A 15,659-nucleotide genomic window follows, 5' to 3' on the forward strand; every position below is an offset into this window, starting at 1 on the left:
CGCTGGAGTCGTGCGGGCGCGGCTGCTCGGCGACGACGGGGAGTTGGACCTCGCGCACGACCTGGCGGTGGAGCTACTCAATGGCTTGCCGCACTGAATGATTCGGCACATTCGGCCCAGGTAGGCGCGCGTTTCCTCGCGGCGGTAATGTTCGAATCCGCTTGCCCCGATGAGCGACTGACAGGGAAGGAGTGATGGCGCGATGGCGACGGCCGCCCAACCCGATCCACGTCCGGCCAAGGCTCCTGCATTGTTCGATGCCTACCAAATGATTCGGTTCGCTCGGGCGTATCACGCTGCGGTGATGCGTGAGCGTGAGGGAAATCGCTCGAGCGAGGAAATCGGCTCGTTCGAGTTGATGCAGATGGCCCGGCAGGTCGGCGTGCCGTTCAAGGAACTGGCTGCCATCGAGGCCGCCGCGGACCGCGACTTCTCCCGCGGCGGCGGGGACACGGCACTGAACGATCTGTTCATGTCGCCGCCCGATCTCACGTAGCTGAGAGAATTCCTCCTCACTTATCTCATCCCCTGGCCGGTCGCCGACTCCACCCTCGGTAGGAGATCGAATGCCGCCCCCGGCAGGACGCGCCACCTGTACCTCGCTTTGTACCGTCAGTCCAGGCACGCCAGACCCGGCCGAGGTAGGTGGTTTCACGGTTGGGTTAACGGCGTTACGATAACGCCACTAACTGATGGTCAGGGGGACCTGCGATGCTGGATCGCATTGCCTATTTCGTGATCGGGCGGCCGCGCGCCGTGCTGGTCGCCGCGTTGTTGATCGCCGTGGCAAGCGGACTGTTCGGCTTCAGTGCGATCAGCCACATGAAGGCAGGCGGTTACGGCACCGAGGACGCCGAGTCGGCGCGCGCGAGCGAGATGCTCGTCGACAACTTCGGCGGCGCGGAACCCAACCTGGTCTTCCTGGTCGATGCACCTGACGGCGTGGACAGCCCGGCTGCTGAGGCGGCGGGTGCGCACATCGTCGACACCCTGAAGTCCGCCGAGTACGTCGACCCCGCGTCGGTGCAGTCGTACTGGACCTCACCGTCCGACTTGGCCAGCGCGTTCCGCAGTCGCACCGCGCACACCGCCCTGATCACGGCGCACGTCGACGGCGACGACACCACCGCACCCGCGCGGGCGACCGAACTGTCCGAGGACCTGACCGGTACCACCGACGGCATCACGGTCCGCGCGGGCGGCATGACGATGGCCTACCACGAGATCAACGATCAGGTCGCCAAGGACCTCGCGATTGCCGAGGCCATCGCGATCCCGATTTCGGCGATCGTGCTGATCCTCGTCTTCGGCAGCCTGATCGCCTCCCTGCTGCCACTGGTAATCGGGATCTTCGCCATCCTCACCACCCTCGCGATCCTGCGCCTGTTCACGCTGATCACCGACGTCTCGGTGTTCGCGCTGAACATGACGACCGCGCTCGGCCTCGCGCTCGCGATCGACTACAGCCTGTTCATGGTCAGCAGGTTCCGCGAGGAACTCGCCGCGGGCCGCGATGTCGGGCCCGCCGTGGTCCGGACTGTCCAGACCGCGGGGCGGACCGTGCTGTACTCCGCTCTCGTTGTCGCGCTGTCGATGTCGGCGCTGATGGTCTTCCCCATCTACTTCCTGAAGTCGTTCGCCTACTCGGGCCTCGCGGTCGTCGCTGCGGCCGCGGTCGCCGCGCTCGTTGTGGTCCCGGCCGCGCTGATGGCGCTCGGCCACCGCGTGAACTCGCTCGACCTCCGTGAGCCGCTGCGCCGCCTGTTCCGGCTGCAACCGCGCCGGGAGGTGCCGCCGGAGGAGAGCCGTTGGTACGTCGGCGTCAACGCGGTGATGCGGCGTGCGGCGCCGGTCGCCATCGCGGCAATCGTCTTCCTGCTGTTCCTCGGTGCGCCCTTCCTCGGCGCCAAGTTCAGCTACCCCGATGAGCGGGTCGTTCCCGCGGCGGTCTCGGAAAGCCGCGCGGTCGGCGATTCGCTGCGGCAGAACTTCGATTTGAACACCGGCGGCGCCACCATCGCGGTGCTGCCCGGCTATTCCGCCGGGTCCGGGCCGCTCGCCGACTATGCCGCTGAACTGTCCGAGGTGCCCGGAATCTCCGCGGTCACATCGAGTGCAGGCACGTACATGGCAGGGGCGCGAGTCGCGTCCCCACTGCCGGAAATGGCGAACGAGTCCGGGACCTACCTACGGATCGTCAGCGACTCGGACCCGTTCGGCAAAGCCGCCGCAAGCCAGCTCGAGGCGGCGCGCGCCGTCCCGGCACCGGGCGAGGTGCTGTTCACCGGACCCGCTGCGGCCAACCATGATTCGCTCAGCGCGCTCGGCAGCAGGCTGCCGCTCGCACTTGGCCTGATCGTGGCATCGACACTCATCGTGCTGTTCCTGTTCACCGGCAGCGTTGTCCTGCCCATCAAGGCGGTCCTGCTCAACACGCTGTCGTTGTCGGCGGCGTTCGGCGCGATGGTCTGGATCTTCCAGGAGGGCCACTTCTCCGACCCGCTCGGCTTCACCCCCACCGGTTACCTATCGCCGACCATGCCGCTGCTGATGTTCTGCCTGGCCTTCGGCATGTCGATGGACTACGAGGTGTTCCTGCTGTCCCGAATCCGGGAGGAGTGGCTGCACTCCGGCCGAACCACAGAGGACAACACGCATGCCATCGCAATGGGCATCGCGCGGACCGGCCGAATCTTCACTGCCGCAGCGGTGTTGATGGCTATCGTCTTCATCGCCATGATCACCGCGCAGGTCTCCTTCATGAAGATGTTCGGGCTCGGCCTCGGCATCACCGTCCTCGTCGATGCGACTCTCATCCGCGGCTGCCTCGCGCCGGCGATGATGCACCTCATGGGCCGGGCGAACTGGTGGGCACCGAAGCCGCTGGCACGGCTGCACGAGCGCTTCGGCCTGCGCGAGCACGACGCACCCGAGGACGAGCAGCCCGTGGCCGACGAGCGTGTGCCAGTGGGCCAAGGAACCTCCTGATGAGCACTGCACGTCAACGGGCGCCGCGCGGGTCGGGCAGTCGTCTCCGCGGCGAGATCCTGGACGCGACAAAGGATTTACTGGCCCGCACCGGCGACGCGCACGACGTGTCGATCCGCGCGGTCAGCGACCTGGTCGGGGTGACCGCGCCGTCGATCTACCGCCACTTCGCCGATAAGGACGCGCTGATCGACGCCGCGGTCGCGGACGTGATTTCCGATCTCGATGCGGTCATGCAGGCGGCCGTCATCGACGAAGTCGGTCCGCTGCATCGGCTCCGCGCCCAGGGCCTGGCCTACGTTCGGTTCGCCCGCGAGCACCCCGAGCACTACCGCCTGGCGACCATGGAATGCGGCGAGGGCGTCGGCGAGGTGGACCAGGTGCTCGGCAGTGCGGCCTTCTCGCATTTCCTCGACACCGTCACCGAGTGCATCGCTGCCGGTCTCTTCGCCGAACAGGATCCCCTGCCGGTGGCCATGGAAATGTGGGCGGCCGCGCACGGCATCGCCTCCCTGCTGATCGCCAAGCCGTACCTGCCCTGGGGCGATCCCGAAGTGGCCGCGGATCGGGTGCTGAAGTCGGTGTGCGCCGGCCGCATCCTCGGCGATCTGCTCGGCGACGACGCCGACCCCGACGACCTGATGGGCTGGCTGGTCGAGCAGCGCCGGGTGACCAAGTGAACGGGCCCTCTGGACAGGCCGCGTAGAAAGTACGTGTGAGTCACGACACCAGGCATGACATGGGCGGCTCGCTGGCGCCCGGCAGCGGCATGACGATGAGCGACCAGGTTGCCCGGCACGCTCGCAGCATCCCGGATGCGGTTGCGCTGCGGCACGAAGGCGCACAGCTCACCTACCTCGAACTCGACGGCCGGGTGAACCGGCTCGCGCACGCCCTGCGCGACCGCGGCGTCAACAACGGGGACCGGGTGGCAGTGCTGGCGCTCAACGGCCTCGAACCAATCGAGACCTTCCTCGCCTGCGCGCGCCTCGGTGCCATCTGCTCCCCGCTGAACTTCCGTTCGGTCGCTGCCGAGGTCGGCTACATGCTCGGCAACTGTGGCGCTCGGGTGCTCGTGGTCGACGCCGGGCTCCTCGATGTCGCACTCGAAGCCGTCACGGAGGCACCCGCGGTGCTGGCTGGGCTGGTCATCGGTGGCCCTGCAGCAACCGCGCCGACCGGGTTCGACGCGTACGAGACGGCACTTGCCACGTCCTCTGCGGACCCGATCGCGGTAGCCGTGGACGAGCGCGCTCCCGCGTTCATCATGTACACCTCCGGCACGACCGGGCGGCCCAAGGGCGCGGTGCTGTCGCACTACAACCTGTACGTGCAGACGACGAGCCGGATCGCACACGTGGGCCTGCCCACCGAATGCCGTACGTGGCTCGTAGGCACCCCGCTGTTCCATATCGCCGCGATGTCCGCGATCCTTCCCGCGTTTCTCACCGGCGGTCGTGCTGTGGTGACCAAGTCGGGTGCGTTCGACCCTGAACAGATGCTGGATCTGCTTGCCCGGGAACGAATCTCGTCGTGTTTCCTGGTCCCGTCGCAGTGGCAGGCAATCTGCTCGGTGCCCGATATCGCCGACCGCGACCTGTCTGCACTGAAGATGATCGCGTGGGGCGCGGCGCCGGCATCGACCACCCTGCTGCGCAAGCTGCTCGAAGCGTTCCCCCAGGCGCAGCTGAGCACCTCCTTCGGCCAGACCGAATGCAGCCCAATCACCTGCGTGCTGCGCGGCGAGGACGCGGCCCGAAAAATCGGCTCGATTGGCACGCCCCTGCTCAACGTCGAGGTACGGGTCGTAGACCTGGACATGAACGACGTTCCGCCCGGCGAGGTCGGCGAAATCGTCTACCGCGGCCCATCAGTGATGACCGGCTACTGGAACAACCCGGAGGAGACCGCCAAAGCCTTTGCGGGTGGCTGGTTCCATTCCGGCGACCTGGTGCGTCAGGACGACGACGGTTACCTCTACGTCGTGGACCGGCTCAAGGACATGATCATCTCCGGCGGGGAGAACGTGTACTGCGCCGAGGTGGAGGACATCGTGGCCGGGCATCCCAAGGTGTCCGAGGTGGCCATCGTCGGGGTGCCGGACGAGCGCTGGGGCGAGGTGCCGCACGCGATCGTGGTGCCGATCCACGCCGCCGATCCGCCGACCGCCGACGAGATCGAGCAGTGGTGCCGGGACCGGCTGGCCGGTTTCAAATGCCCACGGAAGCTGACTGTGCTCACCGAGCTGCCCAGAAATGCGAGCGGCAAGGTGCGCAAGACGGACCTGCGGGTGCTCGTTCGTGGCTGAGGCCCCGGACTAGCCTGCGTTCATGGAGTCGTTCTACGTCCGCGATCCCGCACATCCGGACCGCTACGAATCGACCGACCTGACCAGGGGTCCGTGGTCCCCCGACGCACAACACGCCGGGCCACCATCTGCGCTGATCGCGCACGTGATCGAGCGTTGCGAGCCGCGAGAGGGCTTCCAGGTCGGCCGGGTCGCAGTCGAGATCCTCGGCCCGGTGCCACTGGAGCCGCTCACCGTCACCGCCCGCGTCGCACGGCCTGGCCGCAGCGTGGAGCTGATCGAGGCCGAGGTACGCACCGCAAAGGGTCCGGTGCTGCGTGCGAATGCCTGGCGTTTCCGCCGATCCGACCCGCCGCTCGACATCCCAGAGGCGATGCTGCCCAGCGGCGCGGTGCCCGGACCGGCAGAGGGCGTCGAGTCGCCGTTCCCCTCGCTGCAGCCCGTGGGCTTCCACACCGGCATCGACTACAGGTTCGTTAGCGGAACATTTCTCGAGCCGGGTCCCGCGACGTGCTGGATCCGGCTGCGCTATCCGATCGTGGCCGATACGACGCCGAGTCCGCTCGAGCGTGCTGTGGCCGCGGCCGATTCGGGCAATGGCGTGAGTTCGACGCTGGACTGGCGCGAATACCTGTTCATCAACACGGATCTCACGGTGTCGCTGCATCGGATGCCAGAGGGCGAGTGGGTATGCCTGGATGCGGTGACGTCGCCGCAGCCGCATGGGATAGGGCTTACAGAGACCGCGATGTACGACGAAATCGGGCCGGTGGGGCGCGCGACGCAGACGTTGCTGCTCGGCCGCCGCTGAGACAAAAGGCGGTTTCGTATTGCCGCCGGGTCGGGGGTCTGGCGGCAACACGAAACCATTCTCGTTGTCGGCGCGGACGCGATCGGCGTTACATACCGAGCAAAACTATTTTCGAATCGGTTGCTGGGCCATCGTCTGGGGTACAGACTCGACAGGGTGACTGCCATGCAACTAGGGATGGTTGGCCTGGGCCGGATGGGCGCAAATATAATCCGGCGAATCCTCGAGGACGGCCACTCGGCGGTCGTCTACGACACCAATCCCGACGCCGTGAAGGAACTCGAAGCCATCGGCGCGACCGGCACAACGACATTGCCGGATTTCGTCGCTGCACTCGAAAAGCCGAGGGTCGCGTGGGTAATGATCCCCGCCGGCATCACGACCAAGGTCATCGAGCAACTAGCCGAACTCCTCGAGCCCGGCGACATCGTCATTGACGGTGGCAACAGCCGCTACCACGAGGACATCAAGCGCGCGAAGGCGCTGTCCCCGAAAGGCTTGCACTACATCGACATCGGCACATCGGGCGGCATCTTCGGCCTCGAGCGCGGCTTCTGCCTCATGGTCGGCGGGGAGACCGAACCCGTGCACCACATCGAGCCGCTGCTGAAATCGATCGCTCCCGGCGTCGAGTCCGCACCGCGAACCCCCGGGCGTGAGGGCGAGCCGTCGCCTGCCGAACAGGGCTATCTGCACTGCGGCCCAGCCGGCGCAGGGCACTTCGTGAAGATGGTGCACAACGGCATCGAGTACGGCGCGATGGCCGCCCTGGCCGAGGGCCTGAACATCCTCAACCAGGCCGATATCGGCGCCCGGTCGACGGGTGAGTACTCGGCGGAAGAGACCCCGCTGGAACAGCCGGAGCTCTACCAGTACGACATCGACATCCCCGAGGTCACCGAGGTGTGGCGGCGCGGCTCGGTGGTCGCGTCCTGGCTACTCGATCTCACCGCGGCCTCGCTGTACGCCGATCCCACCCTCGAGCAGATGGGCGGACGGGTCTCCGACTCCGGTGAGGGCCGCTGGACGGTGGACGCGGCGCTGGACGAGGGCGTTCCGGTGCCGGTGCTATCGACCGCGCTGTATCAGCGCTTCTCTTCGCGCGGCAATGCGCTCTACGCCGACAAGGTGCTCTCCGCGATGCGGATGGCCTTCGGCGGGCACCACGAATTGCCCAAACCGAAGTAGTCGTAGGCAAAGCTGTTTCCGGGGGCGATGTTTCGCCCCCGGGAACTTGCTCGTACGGACGTGCCTATCGTGGGCTGATCGACGAGCCGCCGTCCTCGCTAAAACCCAACCTCATCACCGGCTGAGAACGAAGGCGCCGGTCATGCCGTAGGCGGGCTTTTCGCCCGTCACGTTGCACAGCGTCATAACTACATAGATTCCATTCGGGATGTTGTTGAACGTATGGGTCGCAACGTTCGCCGCGTCCGCCCACCGCACCAGCTCGCCCGCGACCACCGCTCCCGAGTCGTTGAGATTCTTGAGCATGAGGGCGAGTTGCGCCATGGGGACTTTGCCGCTCAGAATCAGGCTTATCAGCGGCGGTGCGAGGATCGGCGCGGCCTTGATTGCATCGATCACCCCAGTCGAGCACGCACCTGGAATCGGCAGGTTGACGACGGGGATGTATCCGCTGGGCGGCACGTTCGTCGCGGTGTAGGTCACCGCGTTCCCGGCGACCTTTACCGAGTAACCCATGCCGTCCGCGATACCGACGAGCGGAACAGCGGGCGGAACCAGCGGTTGCGGAGCGGCAGTGCCGATCGCCGGGGCCGCGAACGCGATCGCGGTGGTCGCGGCCAGTGTTGCTGTCAATCGAACGAAGAATTTCCGACGCATCGTGCGCACCTCAATCAGGTCGGTTATTACCCCTGATGTTCGAGGCTAGTTTCATCGCGTCTGCCGCGCGGAGGTTCCGAGCAATGCCGAAGAACTACGAGAACGAACGTCGCCGGCCCGCGCCCCGTGGCGGGTGTTGTCGTAGGCCGATTCGCGCAGCACCGTAGCCAATTCGGTTGCAGCCAGAGGTCATCGGGCGTGAAACACGAAGTGACACCGGCATACGCCGGGTTCTGCGGCATCGTCGGCCCGGTTGACGCTACTCGCTCTCCCCGCCACTTCTGCCCCACAAACCGATCAGGAATCGAGAAGCTTTCGACGTCCGGCGCGACGTAGCGTGACAACCATGAACGCCACCAGTGACGGAACGGGTTTCTCCGCCGACGAGAAGGCCGCGATGAAGCAGCGCGCCGAGGAGTTGCGTACGACCAAGGGCCTCAAGGGTGCGGCGAAACAGGCCCGCGAACTCGAGGCGTGCATCGACGCGATCGACGCGCTCGAGGGAATCGACAGCGAGGTCGCAACGACTTTCCACCGGCTCGTCGCCGAGGAGGCACCAGATCTGCGACCGAAGACTATGTACGGGTTCCCCTCCTACGCGAACGCCGACGGCAAGGTCGTCATGTTCATGCAGCCCAAATCCAAGTTCGACACGAGGTATCCGACCGTCAACTTCGACGAGCACGCCAACCTCGACGACGGCGACATGTGGCCGACGTCGTTCGCCGTCGTCGCCGTGACGGACGCGGTGGAGAAGAGGCTGCGCGCGCTGGTGAAACAGGCCGTGTCCTGACTGATCCTGCATCGCGGGACACACACGCTGCGCCACCAGAGAATTGGCGCGGTGTACTTGGTTCCCACGAGCGCGTTTCGCCCGCGGGAACAAGCTTTGCTCAGGTTTGGAGCGACTGCCCCCGCGTCACTCTCGGCCGAGCGAGACCCACGTCGGATCTGCCGTCCGTGCACCGACCGTGATCGACGCGAGTTCGTCGAGACGGCCCACCTGGTCCGCGGTCAGGTCGAGGTTCACCCCGCCCGCGTTCTCGGTGACCCGTGCCGCGTACCGAGTGCCGGGGATGGGAACGACCGGCAGCGAGAACTCCCGGCCCTTGGCGTAGAGCCAGGCGAGCGCGACCTGCGCCGGCGTCCCTTCTGTCTCGGCGGCAATATCCTCGATCACCGCCAGCACCTTCGCATTGCCCGGCAGTGCATCGGGTGCGAAGCGGGGGAACCGGCGGCGCAGATCGTTTTCGCCGATCTGGCTCGGGTCGAACGTGCCGGTGAGGAACCCTCGACCGACGGGCGAGTACGGCACGAATCCGATGCCGAGTTCCGCGGCGGTCGGGACGACGAAGCGCTCGACGTCGCGGCTCCACACGCTCCATTCGCTCTGGATCGCAGCGATCGGGTGGACCGCGTGCGCGCGCCGCAGTTCGTCGCCGGTGGCCTCGGAGAGCCCGATGTGCCGCACCTTGCCTGCGGTCACCTGCTCGGCGATGGCTGCGACGGTCTCCTCGATCGGAACGTTCGGGTCCACTCGGTGCAGGTAGTACAGGTCGACGTGGTCGACACCGAGCCGCTCCAGGGAGGCGTCCAGGAACCCGGCGACGTGCTCGGGGCGGCCGTCGATCCCGCGCTGCCCCGCTGCGATATTGCCGACGAGGCCGAACTTGGTGGCCAGTTGCACCTCATCGCGCCGGGTGCGCAGCACCTCGCCGACGGCGAACTCGCTCGAGCCCTCGCCGTACACGTTGGCGGTGTCGATGAAGGTGACGCCGATATCGATCGAATGGTGCAGCGTCGCGAGGGCCTCGGCCGGGTCGGCGGGCCCGTAGGCGGGCGCGACCGACATCGCGCCGTACCCCTGGGCGCTGACGACGAGATCGGGGGCGAGTGCAGTGGTCGGGACAGTCATGCCTGCAATCCTGCCCTCGCATGCACGAAGGGCGCACGTCTTGCGATCACCGTGATCGCAGGCCGTGCGCCCGTCGGCGGGGCAGACGGGCGCTCCGCAGGCTCCGCGCCTACGAATCAGCGCTCGAGGATCGCAGTGACGCCTTGGCCACCGGCGGCGCAGATCGAGATCAGCGCGCGGCCGGAGCCCTTCTCCGCCAACATCTTCGCGGTCGACGCGACGATCCGCGCGCCGGTTGCGGCAAACGGGTGCCCGGCCGCGAGCGAGGAGCCGTTGACGTTGAGCTTGCTGCGGTCGATGCTGCCGAGCGCGCCGTCGAGGCCGAGGCGCTCCTTGCAGTATTCGTCGCTCTCCCATGCCTGCAGGGTCGCGAGCACCACGGAGGCGAACGCCTCGTGGATCTCGTAGAAGTCGAAGTCCTGCAATGTAAGACCGTTGCGCGCGAGCAGCCGCGGCACTGCGTACGTCGGCGCCATGAGCAGGCCGTCCGCGCCGTGCACGTAGTCCACCGCCGCGGTCTCCGAGTCCACCAGGTGTGCCAGCACCGGAAGCTTGCGCTCGGCCGCCCATTCGTCGGTCGAGAGCAGTGCGGCGGACGCGCCGTCGGTGAGGGGCGTCGAGTTGCCGGCGGTCATGGTCGCGTCGCCGAGCTTGGTGCCGAACACCGGCTTCAGCGTGGACAGCTTCTCGTACGACGAATCCGGACGCAGGTTGTCGTCGCGGGTCAGGCCGAGGAACGGCGTGATCAGATCGTCGAAGAAGCCGCGGTCGTACGCTGCAGCCATATTGCGGTGGCTGGCGACGGCGAGTTCGTCCTGATCCTCGCGGCGAACGCCGAACTCCTTGGCGGTGATTGCCGCGTGGTCACCCATCGACAGCCCGGTGCGGGGCTCACCATTGCGCGGAATCTCCAGGCCGATCATCCCGGGCCGGACATTGCCGAGCAGCTTCACCCGTGCGCCCGTGGTCTTGGCGCGGTTGAGCGAAAGCAGGAACTCGCGCATCTCGTTGTTGACGCCGATCGGTGCATCGGACGTGGTGTCCACGCCGCCGCCGATACCCGCGTCGATGCGGCCCGCCGCGATCGCGTCGCCAACGGCGATGATCGACTGCAGGCCGGTGCCGCACGCCTGCTGCAGGTCGTAGGCCGGCGTGTACGGGCTCAGCGCGCTACCGAGGACACACTCGCGCATGAGGTTGAAATCGCGGCTGTGCTTGAGAACCGCACCCCCGACAACCTGACCCAACCGCTCACCCTGCAGGTTGAAGCGACTGACCAGGCCATCGAGCGCGGCGGTGAACATGTCCTGGTTGGAAGCGTGCGCGTAGGCCTTGTCGGACCGGGCGAATGGGATCCGGTTACCGCCAAGTACTGCCACTGGGCGCAACTGTCGGCCGACACCCCTCGAGTCGGCTGACTTGGTGCTGGTCGCTGTGCTGGTCACGCGCATCTCCCTAGCTCAGGTGGACTGCTCGACAGAGAACTTACTCCAGAGTAAGTTGATTGTCGAACTCGCCCCCGGGGGGCGGGCGATCCTCCATACCCACACAACCCGAGAAGGTAGGAAAGTGGCCAGCAAGGGAGCTTCGGACGTCTACGCGTCATTCCTGAACACCGCGGCCGGCGCGTTCATTGCGAACAAGGCCGGCCTGCCGCAGCCCGAGGACCTGCGCCGATACCAGCCCGGCGAGCCCGCGCTGGCGGGCCCGGTGCTGCTCGGCGGCAACGGCAGGCTCGTCGAGCCGATCCGGGAACTGCTCGCGGACTACACGTTCGCCGACACCAATGACGCCAAGTTCGGCGCGCTGGTGTTCGACGCGACAGCACTGTCCAGCGCCGAGGAGCTTTCCGCGCTGTTCGAGTTCTTCCAGCCTGCGATGCGCAACCTCGCCAGCTGCGCCCGGCTCGTGGTGCTCGGCACCACGCCGGAGGAAACCGGCAGCGTGGACGCGCATATCGCGCAGCGCGCACTCGAGGGCTTCACCCGCAGTGTCGGCAAGGAACTCAAGCACGGCGCCACCGCGCAGCTGGTCTACGTCTCGCCGAACGCGACGACAGCCGCCTCCGGCGTCGAATCCACTCTGCGGTTCCTCCTTTCCGCCAAGTCCGCATTCGTCTCCGGGCAGGTCATCCGGGTCGGCGCCGGGGATTCCACCGCCCCAGCCAACTGGGATCGCCCGCTCGACGGCAAGGTCGCGGTTGTCACCGGCGCTGCGCGCGGCATCGGCGCGACCATCGCTGAGGTGCTCTCTCGCGATGGCGCGCACGTGATCTGCGCCGACATCCCTGCCGCCGGTGATGCACTGTCGGAGACGGCCAACAAGGTCGGTGGCACTGCGCTCGCGCTCGACGTGACCGCGCCCGACGCCGCCGACAAGCTCGCCGCGCACCTGCTCGAGCGGCACAGCGGCGCGGACATCATCGTCAACAACGCCGGCATCACCCGCGACAAGCTTCTCGCCAACATGGACGATGCGCGCTGGAACGCGGTGATGAACGTCAATCTCATTGCGCCGCAGAAGATTGTCGAGGCGCTCGTCGCCAAGGGCGCGCTCAAGGACGGTGGCCGCGTGATCGACGTGTCCTCGATCGCGGGCATCGCCGGCAACCGTGGCCAGACCAACTACGGCGCCTCGAAGGCCGGTGTCATCGGGCTCGTACAGGCCAGCTCCGCGGCGTACGCCGACAAGCAGATCACCGTGAATGCGGTGGCGCCCGGCTTCATCGAGACCGCGATGACGGCGGCCATCCCGTTCGCCACCCGCGAGGTCGGCCGCCGGATGAGCTCGCTGCTGCAGGGCGGCCAGACCGTGGATGTCGCCGAGACCGTCGCCTACTTCGCGAGCCCGGCCTCGAATGCGGTCACCGGCCAGGTGCTGCGGGTGTGCGGCCAAAGTCTGCTGGGGGCCTGATGACCGAGGTTCTCGAACTCGAGGGCACTCCCCGTACCCGCGACCTCTATCTGCGTGCCGTGCTCGGCGCGGTGCCCGTGCCGGGGCTGTCCAGCCGTAGCGAGACCATTCCGGACCGCCGCGTGGAGATTTCGGACATCCGCGTGGATCCCGACAACCTCGCCGCCTACGCGCGGACGTGCGGGCTGCGCTTCGGTGACGCCCTGCCGATCACGTACCCGTTCACGCTGACCTTCCCCGCCGTCATGCGGCTCGTCGTCGCGCGGGACTTCCCGTTCGCGGCGGTCGGCGCGGTGCACGCGGAGAACCTCATCACCCAGCACCGACCGATCTCGGTGACCGAGCCGCTCGATATCGCTGCGCACGTGGAGAACCTGCGTGAGCACCCGAAGGGCCTGCTGGTCGACGCGGTCAGCGAGGTCAGCGTCGGGCGCGAACTGGTGTGGCGGCAGGTGACGACGTTCCTGCACCAGCAGAAGACGTCGCTGTCGGGCGGTCCGAAGCCCGAGCCTAAGCCGGACGAGGTGCCGCCGCCCCCGACGCGCACGATGCGGGTCGATCAGAAGACGATCGGCAAGTACGCCGCGGTGTCCGGCGACCGGAACCCGATCCACATTTCCACGTTGGGCGCCAAGGCCTTCGGGTTCCCCAGGCCGATCGCGCACGGCATGTGGAGCGCGGCCGCGGTGCTGGGGCTCGTCGAGGGCCGGATCCCGGACTCGGCCACCTACCAGGTGAAGTTCGGCAAGCCGGTGATGCTGCCCTCGACGGTGAACGCCTACGCGGACCGCTCCGCTGACGGCTGGGATCTGTCGCTCAAGCACCCGAAAAAGGGCTACCCGCACCTGACAGCAACGCTGACCTAGTTCCTCCGTGATCACGAGCAAATGGCCCCGGAATCGCCTGATTCGGGGGCCATTTGTTCGTGCTCGGCGCAAGGCGGGGGCCATGTGGAACTCTCACTCCGCGCCGGCAGATTCCTTCTTCTTGCCCGCGAGGCCACGCCAGGCCAGGTTCTCCAGGAGGTCTGCGGCCTCCTCGGCGCTGATCTCGCCCTCGACCAGCCGGTCCGCCACGGCCTCGCCCGCGCCGATCAGGGCTACGGCCATGATGGTGAAGTTCGAGCCGACTTCGGGATTCTTCGTGCTCGATTCGAGGAGCTTGGCGGTCATCTCGATCATTCGCTCGCGGGCTCCGGCGACCTGCGCGACGAACTTCTGCTGCGCGATCGCCTGCCGGTACAGCACCTGCCACGAATCCCGATGCTCGTCGACGAAGTTCAGGAACGACACCAGTGCCATGCGTAGCTGCTCACGTGGAGCCAGTTTCGGATCGCCTGCCGGCGTGATCGCCTCGAGGAATCGCACGCCCTCGCGGCTGATGCAGGCGGCGAAGAGTTCGTCCTTGGAGCCGTAGTACAGGTAGAGCATCGGCTTTGAGATTTCCGCCTCAGCCGCAATCGCGTCCATCGATGCGTCATGGAAACCGTTGCGCGAGAATACAACTACCGCAGCATCGAGCATCTGTTGCTCGCGCACGGCACGTGGCAACCGTTTCGTTCCACCAGCCATGCGTCCTCCAAATTGCGGGTACCGAAATCTTACTCTTGAGTAAGTTCAAATTTCTTCGTTCGGAGAATCGGTATCACACGCAATGAGACGTCAACACGACAACGCACCCTTGTACCGCGCGACGCGCAGCACCGACGCATCCACCCGATCGGCCGGCAGCCTGCCTTCGGCGACCGCACGCTCGAGCTGATCCAGCACCGCAGGCACCTCGGTGGTGGTGATCCAGAGCGCGTCGTCGGCACCCGCGACCAGCGCCGCCTCGACCGCCTGCGGAATGGAAAGCCTGCTGGTAATTGCGGCCATGCCGCCCAGATCGTCGGTGAAGATCACCCCGTCGAAAGGCGCAGCGCCGTACCCGGTGCCGGTGCGCAGGAGGTTCATCGCGGCCGGGCTGATGCTGGCCGGGATACCGGGCGCGGTCAGGCCGGGCACGTCCAGATGGCCCACCATCACGGCCGCCCCGGAGGTCACCAGGCTGCGGAACGGCACCAGGTCGGTGGCCTGCAGTTCCGACAGCGGCGGCGTGGAGACCGCGCCGGTGTGCGAATCGCCCGACCCGGAGCCGTGACCGGGAAAGTGCTTGATGACCGCGCCGAGGCCGCCATCATTCAGGCCGCGGATCACCGCGTCGCCGTACTGCGTCACGGTGTCCGGATCATTGGAGTAGGACCGGTCGCCGATCACCGAGTCGTCCGGCTGACTGCTCACATCCACGTCGGGCGCGAAGTCGACGGTGATGCCGAGTCCCTTCATGGCCTTGGCGCGCTCGAGCGTCAGGCCGTAGACCTGCTCGGGCGTCATCGTGGCCGCGGCCTCGCGCGCGGACGGCGCCACGCCGATCAGGTTCGCGACGCGCGAGACGCGGCCGCCTTCCTCATCGATGGTGACCATGACGGGCACGTTCGCCGCGCCCTGCACCTGGGCGACACCGCCCGCTGTGAGCAGCGACTGGTCGGTCCAGCCGCCGATGAAGATGCCGCCGACCTGGCTTTCGCGCACCACGTTCACCGCGTCGGCGGTACCGGTCACGCCGACCGTGAGCAGCTGCCCGAGCTTCTGCCGGGGGTTCAGCTTCGCGAGGAACGCCTGCTCGCAACTCAGCGCCACGGGCGTGACCGAGGTCGATTCCGTGCTGGTGGACGGCGCGGCCGCGGGTTCCGACGAGGCTGTCGTCGAGACGATTTCCGACGTCGATCCCGAACACGCTGTTGCCACCGTTGCCACCGCTACGAGTACTCCGACACCCACCCATCGCATAGCCGACGACGCTACCCGTCCGGGGGTACGCTCGTGGCACCCGAAGAGGCG

At 67.0% G+C, this 15,659-nt stretch carries 14 protein-coding genes; 9 read left to right on the top strand and 5 right to left on the bottom strand.

Annotated features, from left to right (window positions below; all coding sequences use genetic code 11):
• Nucleotides 1–202: 202 nt before the first annotated feature.
• The 6 genes from A8G08_RS13280 (at nt 203) to gnd (ending at nt 7,295) form a co-directional block, all read left to right on the top strand.
• Nucleotides 203–496: a hypothetical protein gene (locus A8G08_RS13280; RefSeq protein ID WP_068274558.1), complete on the top strand. Its 294-nt coding sequence runs from the start codon at nt 203–205 to the stop codon at nt 494–496.
• Between the two features lie 215 nt (nt 497–711).
• Nucleotides 712–2,988: an MMPL family transporter gene (locus tag A8G08_RS13285; RefSeq protein WP_068274560.1), complete on the top strand. Its 2,277-nt coding sequence runs from the start codon at nt 712–714 to the stop codon at nt 2,986–2,988.
• On the top strand, nt 2,988–3,668 hold the full coding sequence (locus A8G08_RS13290; protein ID WP_068274565.1) for a TetR/AcrR family transcriptional regulator: 681 nt from the start codon (nt 2,988–2,990) through the stop codon (nt 3,666–3,668). Before A8G08_RS13285 ends, A8G08_RS13290 begins: the two co-directional genes overlap by 1 nt.
• Nucleotides 3,669–3,703: 35 nt before the next feature.
• Nucleotides 3,704–5,296, top strand: a complete 1,593-nt coding sequence (locus A8G08_RS13295; protein WP_245672813.1) for a long-chain-fatty-acid--CoA ligase — start codon at nt 3,704–3,706, stop codon at nt 5,294–5,296.
• Nucleotides 5,297–5,318: 22 nt separating this feature from the next.
• Nucleotides 5,319–6,107 (top strand): thioesterase family protein, encoded by a 789-nt coding sequence (locus A8G08_RS13300; RefSeq protein WP_068274572.1) that lies wholly within the window; start codon nt 5,319–5,321, stop codon nt 6,105–6,107.
• Between the two features lie 165 nt (nt 6,108–6,272).
• Nucleotides 6,273–7,295, top strand: coding sequence for a phosphogluconate dehydrogenase (NAD(+)-dependent, decarboxylating) (gene gnd, locus A8G08_RS13305; RefSeq protein ID WP_068274575.1), 1,023 nt, complete (start codon nt 6,273–6,275; stop codon nt 7,293–7,295).
• Between the two features lie 114 nt (nt 7,296–7,409).
• On the opposite strand, the gene A8G08_RS13310 is transcribed toward gnd, so the two are convergent.
• Nucleotides 7,410–7,928, bottom strand: a complete 519-nt coding sequence (locus tag A8G08_RS13310; RefSeq protein ID WP_157108557.1) for a hypothetical protein — start codon at nt 7,926–7,928, stop codon at nt 7,410–7,412.
• A 370-nt stretch (nt 7,929–8,298) separates the two neighbouring features.
• Between A8G08_RS13310 and A8G08_RS13315 the strand changes: the two genes are divergently transcribed.
• On the top strand, nt 8,299–8,745 hold the full coding sequence (locus tag A8G08_RS13315) for a hypothetical protein (RefSeq protein ID WP_068274582.1): 447 nt from the start codon (nt 8,299–8,301) through the stop codon (nt 8,743–8,745).
• 126 nt (nt 8,746–8,871) lie between these two features.
• Here the strand turns inward: A8G08_RS13315 and A8G08_RS13320 are convergent, their stop codons facing one another.
• Nucleotides 8,872–9,867, bottom strand: coding sequence for an aldo/keto reductase (locus tag A8G08_RS13320; RefSeq protein WP_068274585.1), 996 nt, complete (start codon nt 9,865–9,867; stop codon nt 8,872–8,874).
• 116 nt (nt 9,868–9,983) lie between these two features.
• Entirely contained in the window at nt 9,984–11,318 is a 1,335-nt protein-coding gene (locus A8G08_RS13325) for an acetyl-CoA C-acetyltransferase (protein ID WP_068274587.1), read from the bottom strand.
• A gap of 118 nt (nt 11,319–11,436) precedes the next feature.
• On the opposite strand from A8G08_RS13325, the gene A8G08_RS13330 reads away from it, so the two are divergent.
• Nucleotides 11,437–12,780, top strand: a complete 1,344-nt coding sequence (locus tag A8G08_RS13330; RefSeq protein WP_068274590.1) for a 3-oxoacyl-ACP reductase — start codon at nt 11,437–11,439, stop codon at nt 12,778–12,780.
• The gene (locus A8G08_RS13335) at nt 12,780–13,646 is read left to right on the top strand and encodes a MaoC family dehydratase (RefSeq protein WP_068274593.1); all 867 of its coding nucleotides are present in this window, start codon (nt 12,780–12,782) and stop codon (nt 13,644–13,646) included. The genes A8G08_RS13330 and A8G08_RS13335 overlap by 1 nt, the downstream gene beginning before the upstream one ends.
• A gap of 93 nt (nt 13,647–13,739) precedes the next feature.
• Here A8G08_RS13335 and A8G08_RS13340 read toward each other — a convergent pair whose 3' ends face one another.
• Both A8G08_RS13340 and A8G08_RS13345 read right to left on the bottom strand, forming a co-directional pair.
• On the bottom strand, nt 13,740–14,351 hold the full coding sequence (locus A8G08_RS13340; protein ID WP_068274596.1) for a TetR/AcrR family transcriptional regulator: 612 nt from the start codon (nt 14,349–14,351) through the stop codon (nt 13,740–13,742).
• A gap of 90 nt (nt 14,352–14,441) precedes the next feature.
• The gene (locus A8G08_RS13345; RefSeq protein WP_068274599.1) at nt 14,442–15,608 is read right to left on the bottom strand and encodes a glycoside hydrolase family 3 N-terminal domain-containing protein; all 1,167 of its coding nucleotides are present in this window, start codon (nt 15,606–15,608) and stop codon (nt 14,442–14,444) included.
• Between the last annotated feature and the right edge of the window lie 51 nt (nt 15,609–15,659).

Source organism: Aldersonia kunmingensis (assembly GCF_001646865.1).
In the GTDB taxonomy this organism is placed as follows: Bacteria; Actinomycetota; Actinomycetes; order Mycobacteriales; family Mycobacteriaceae; genus Aldersonia; species Aldersonia kunmingensis.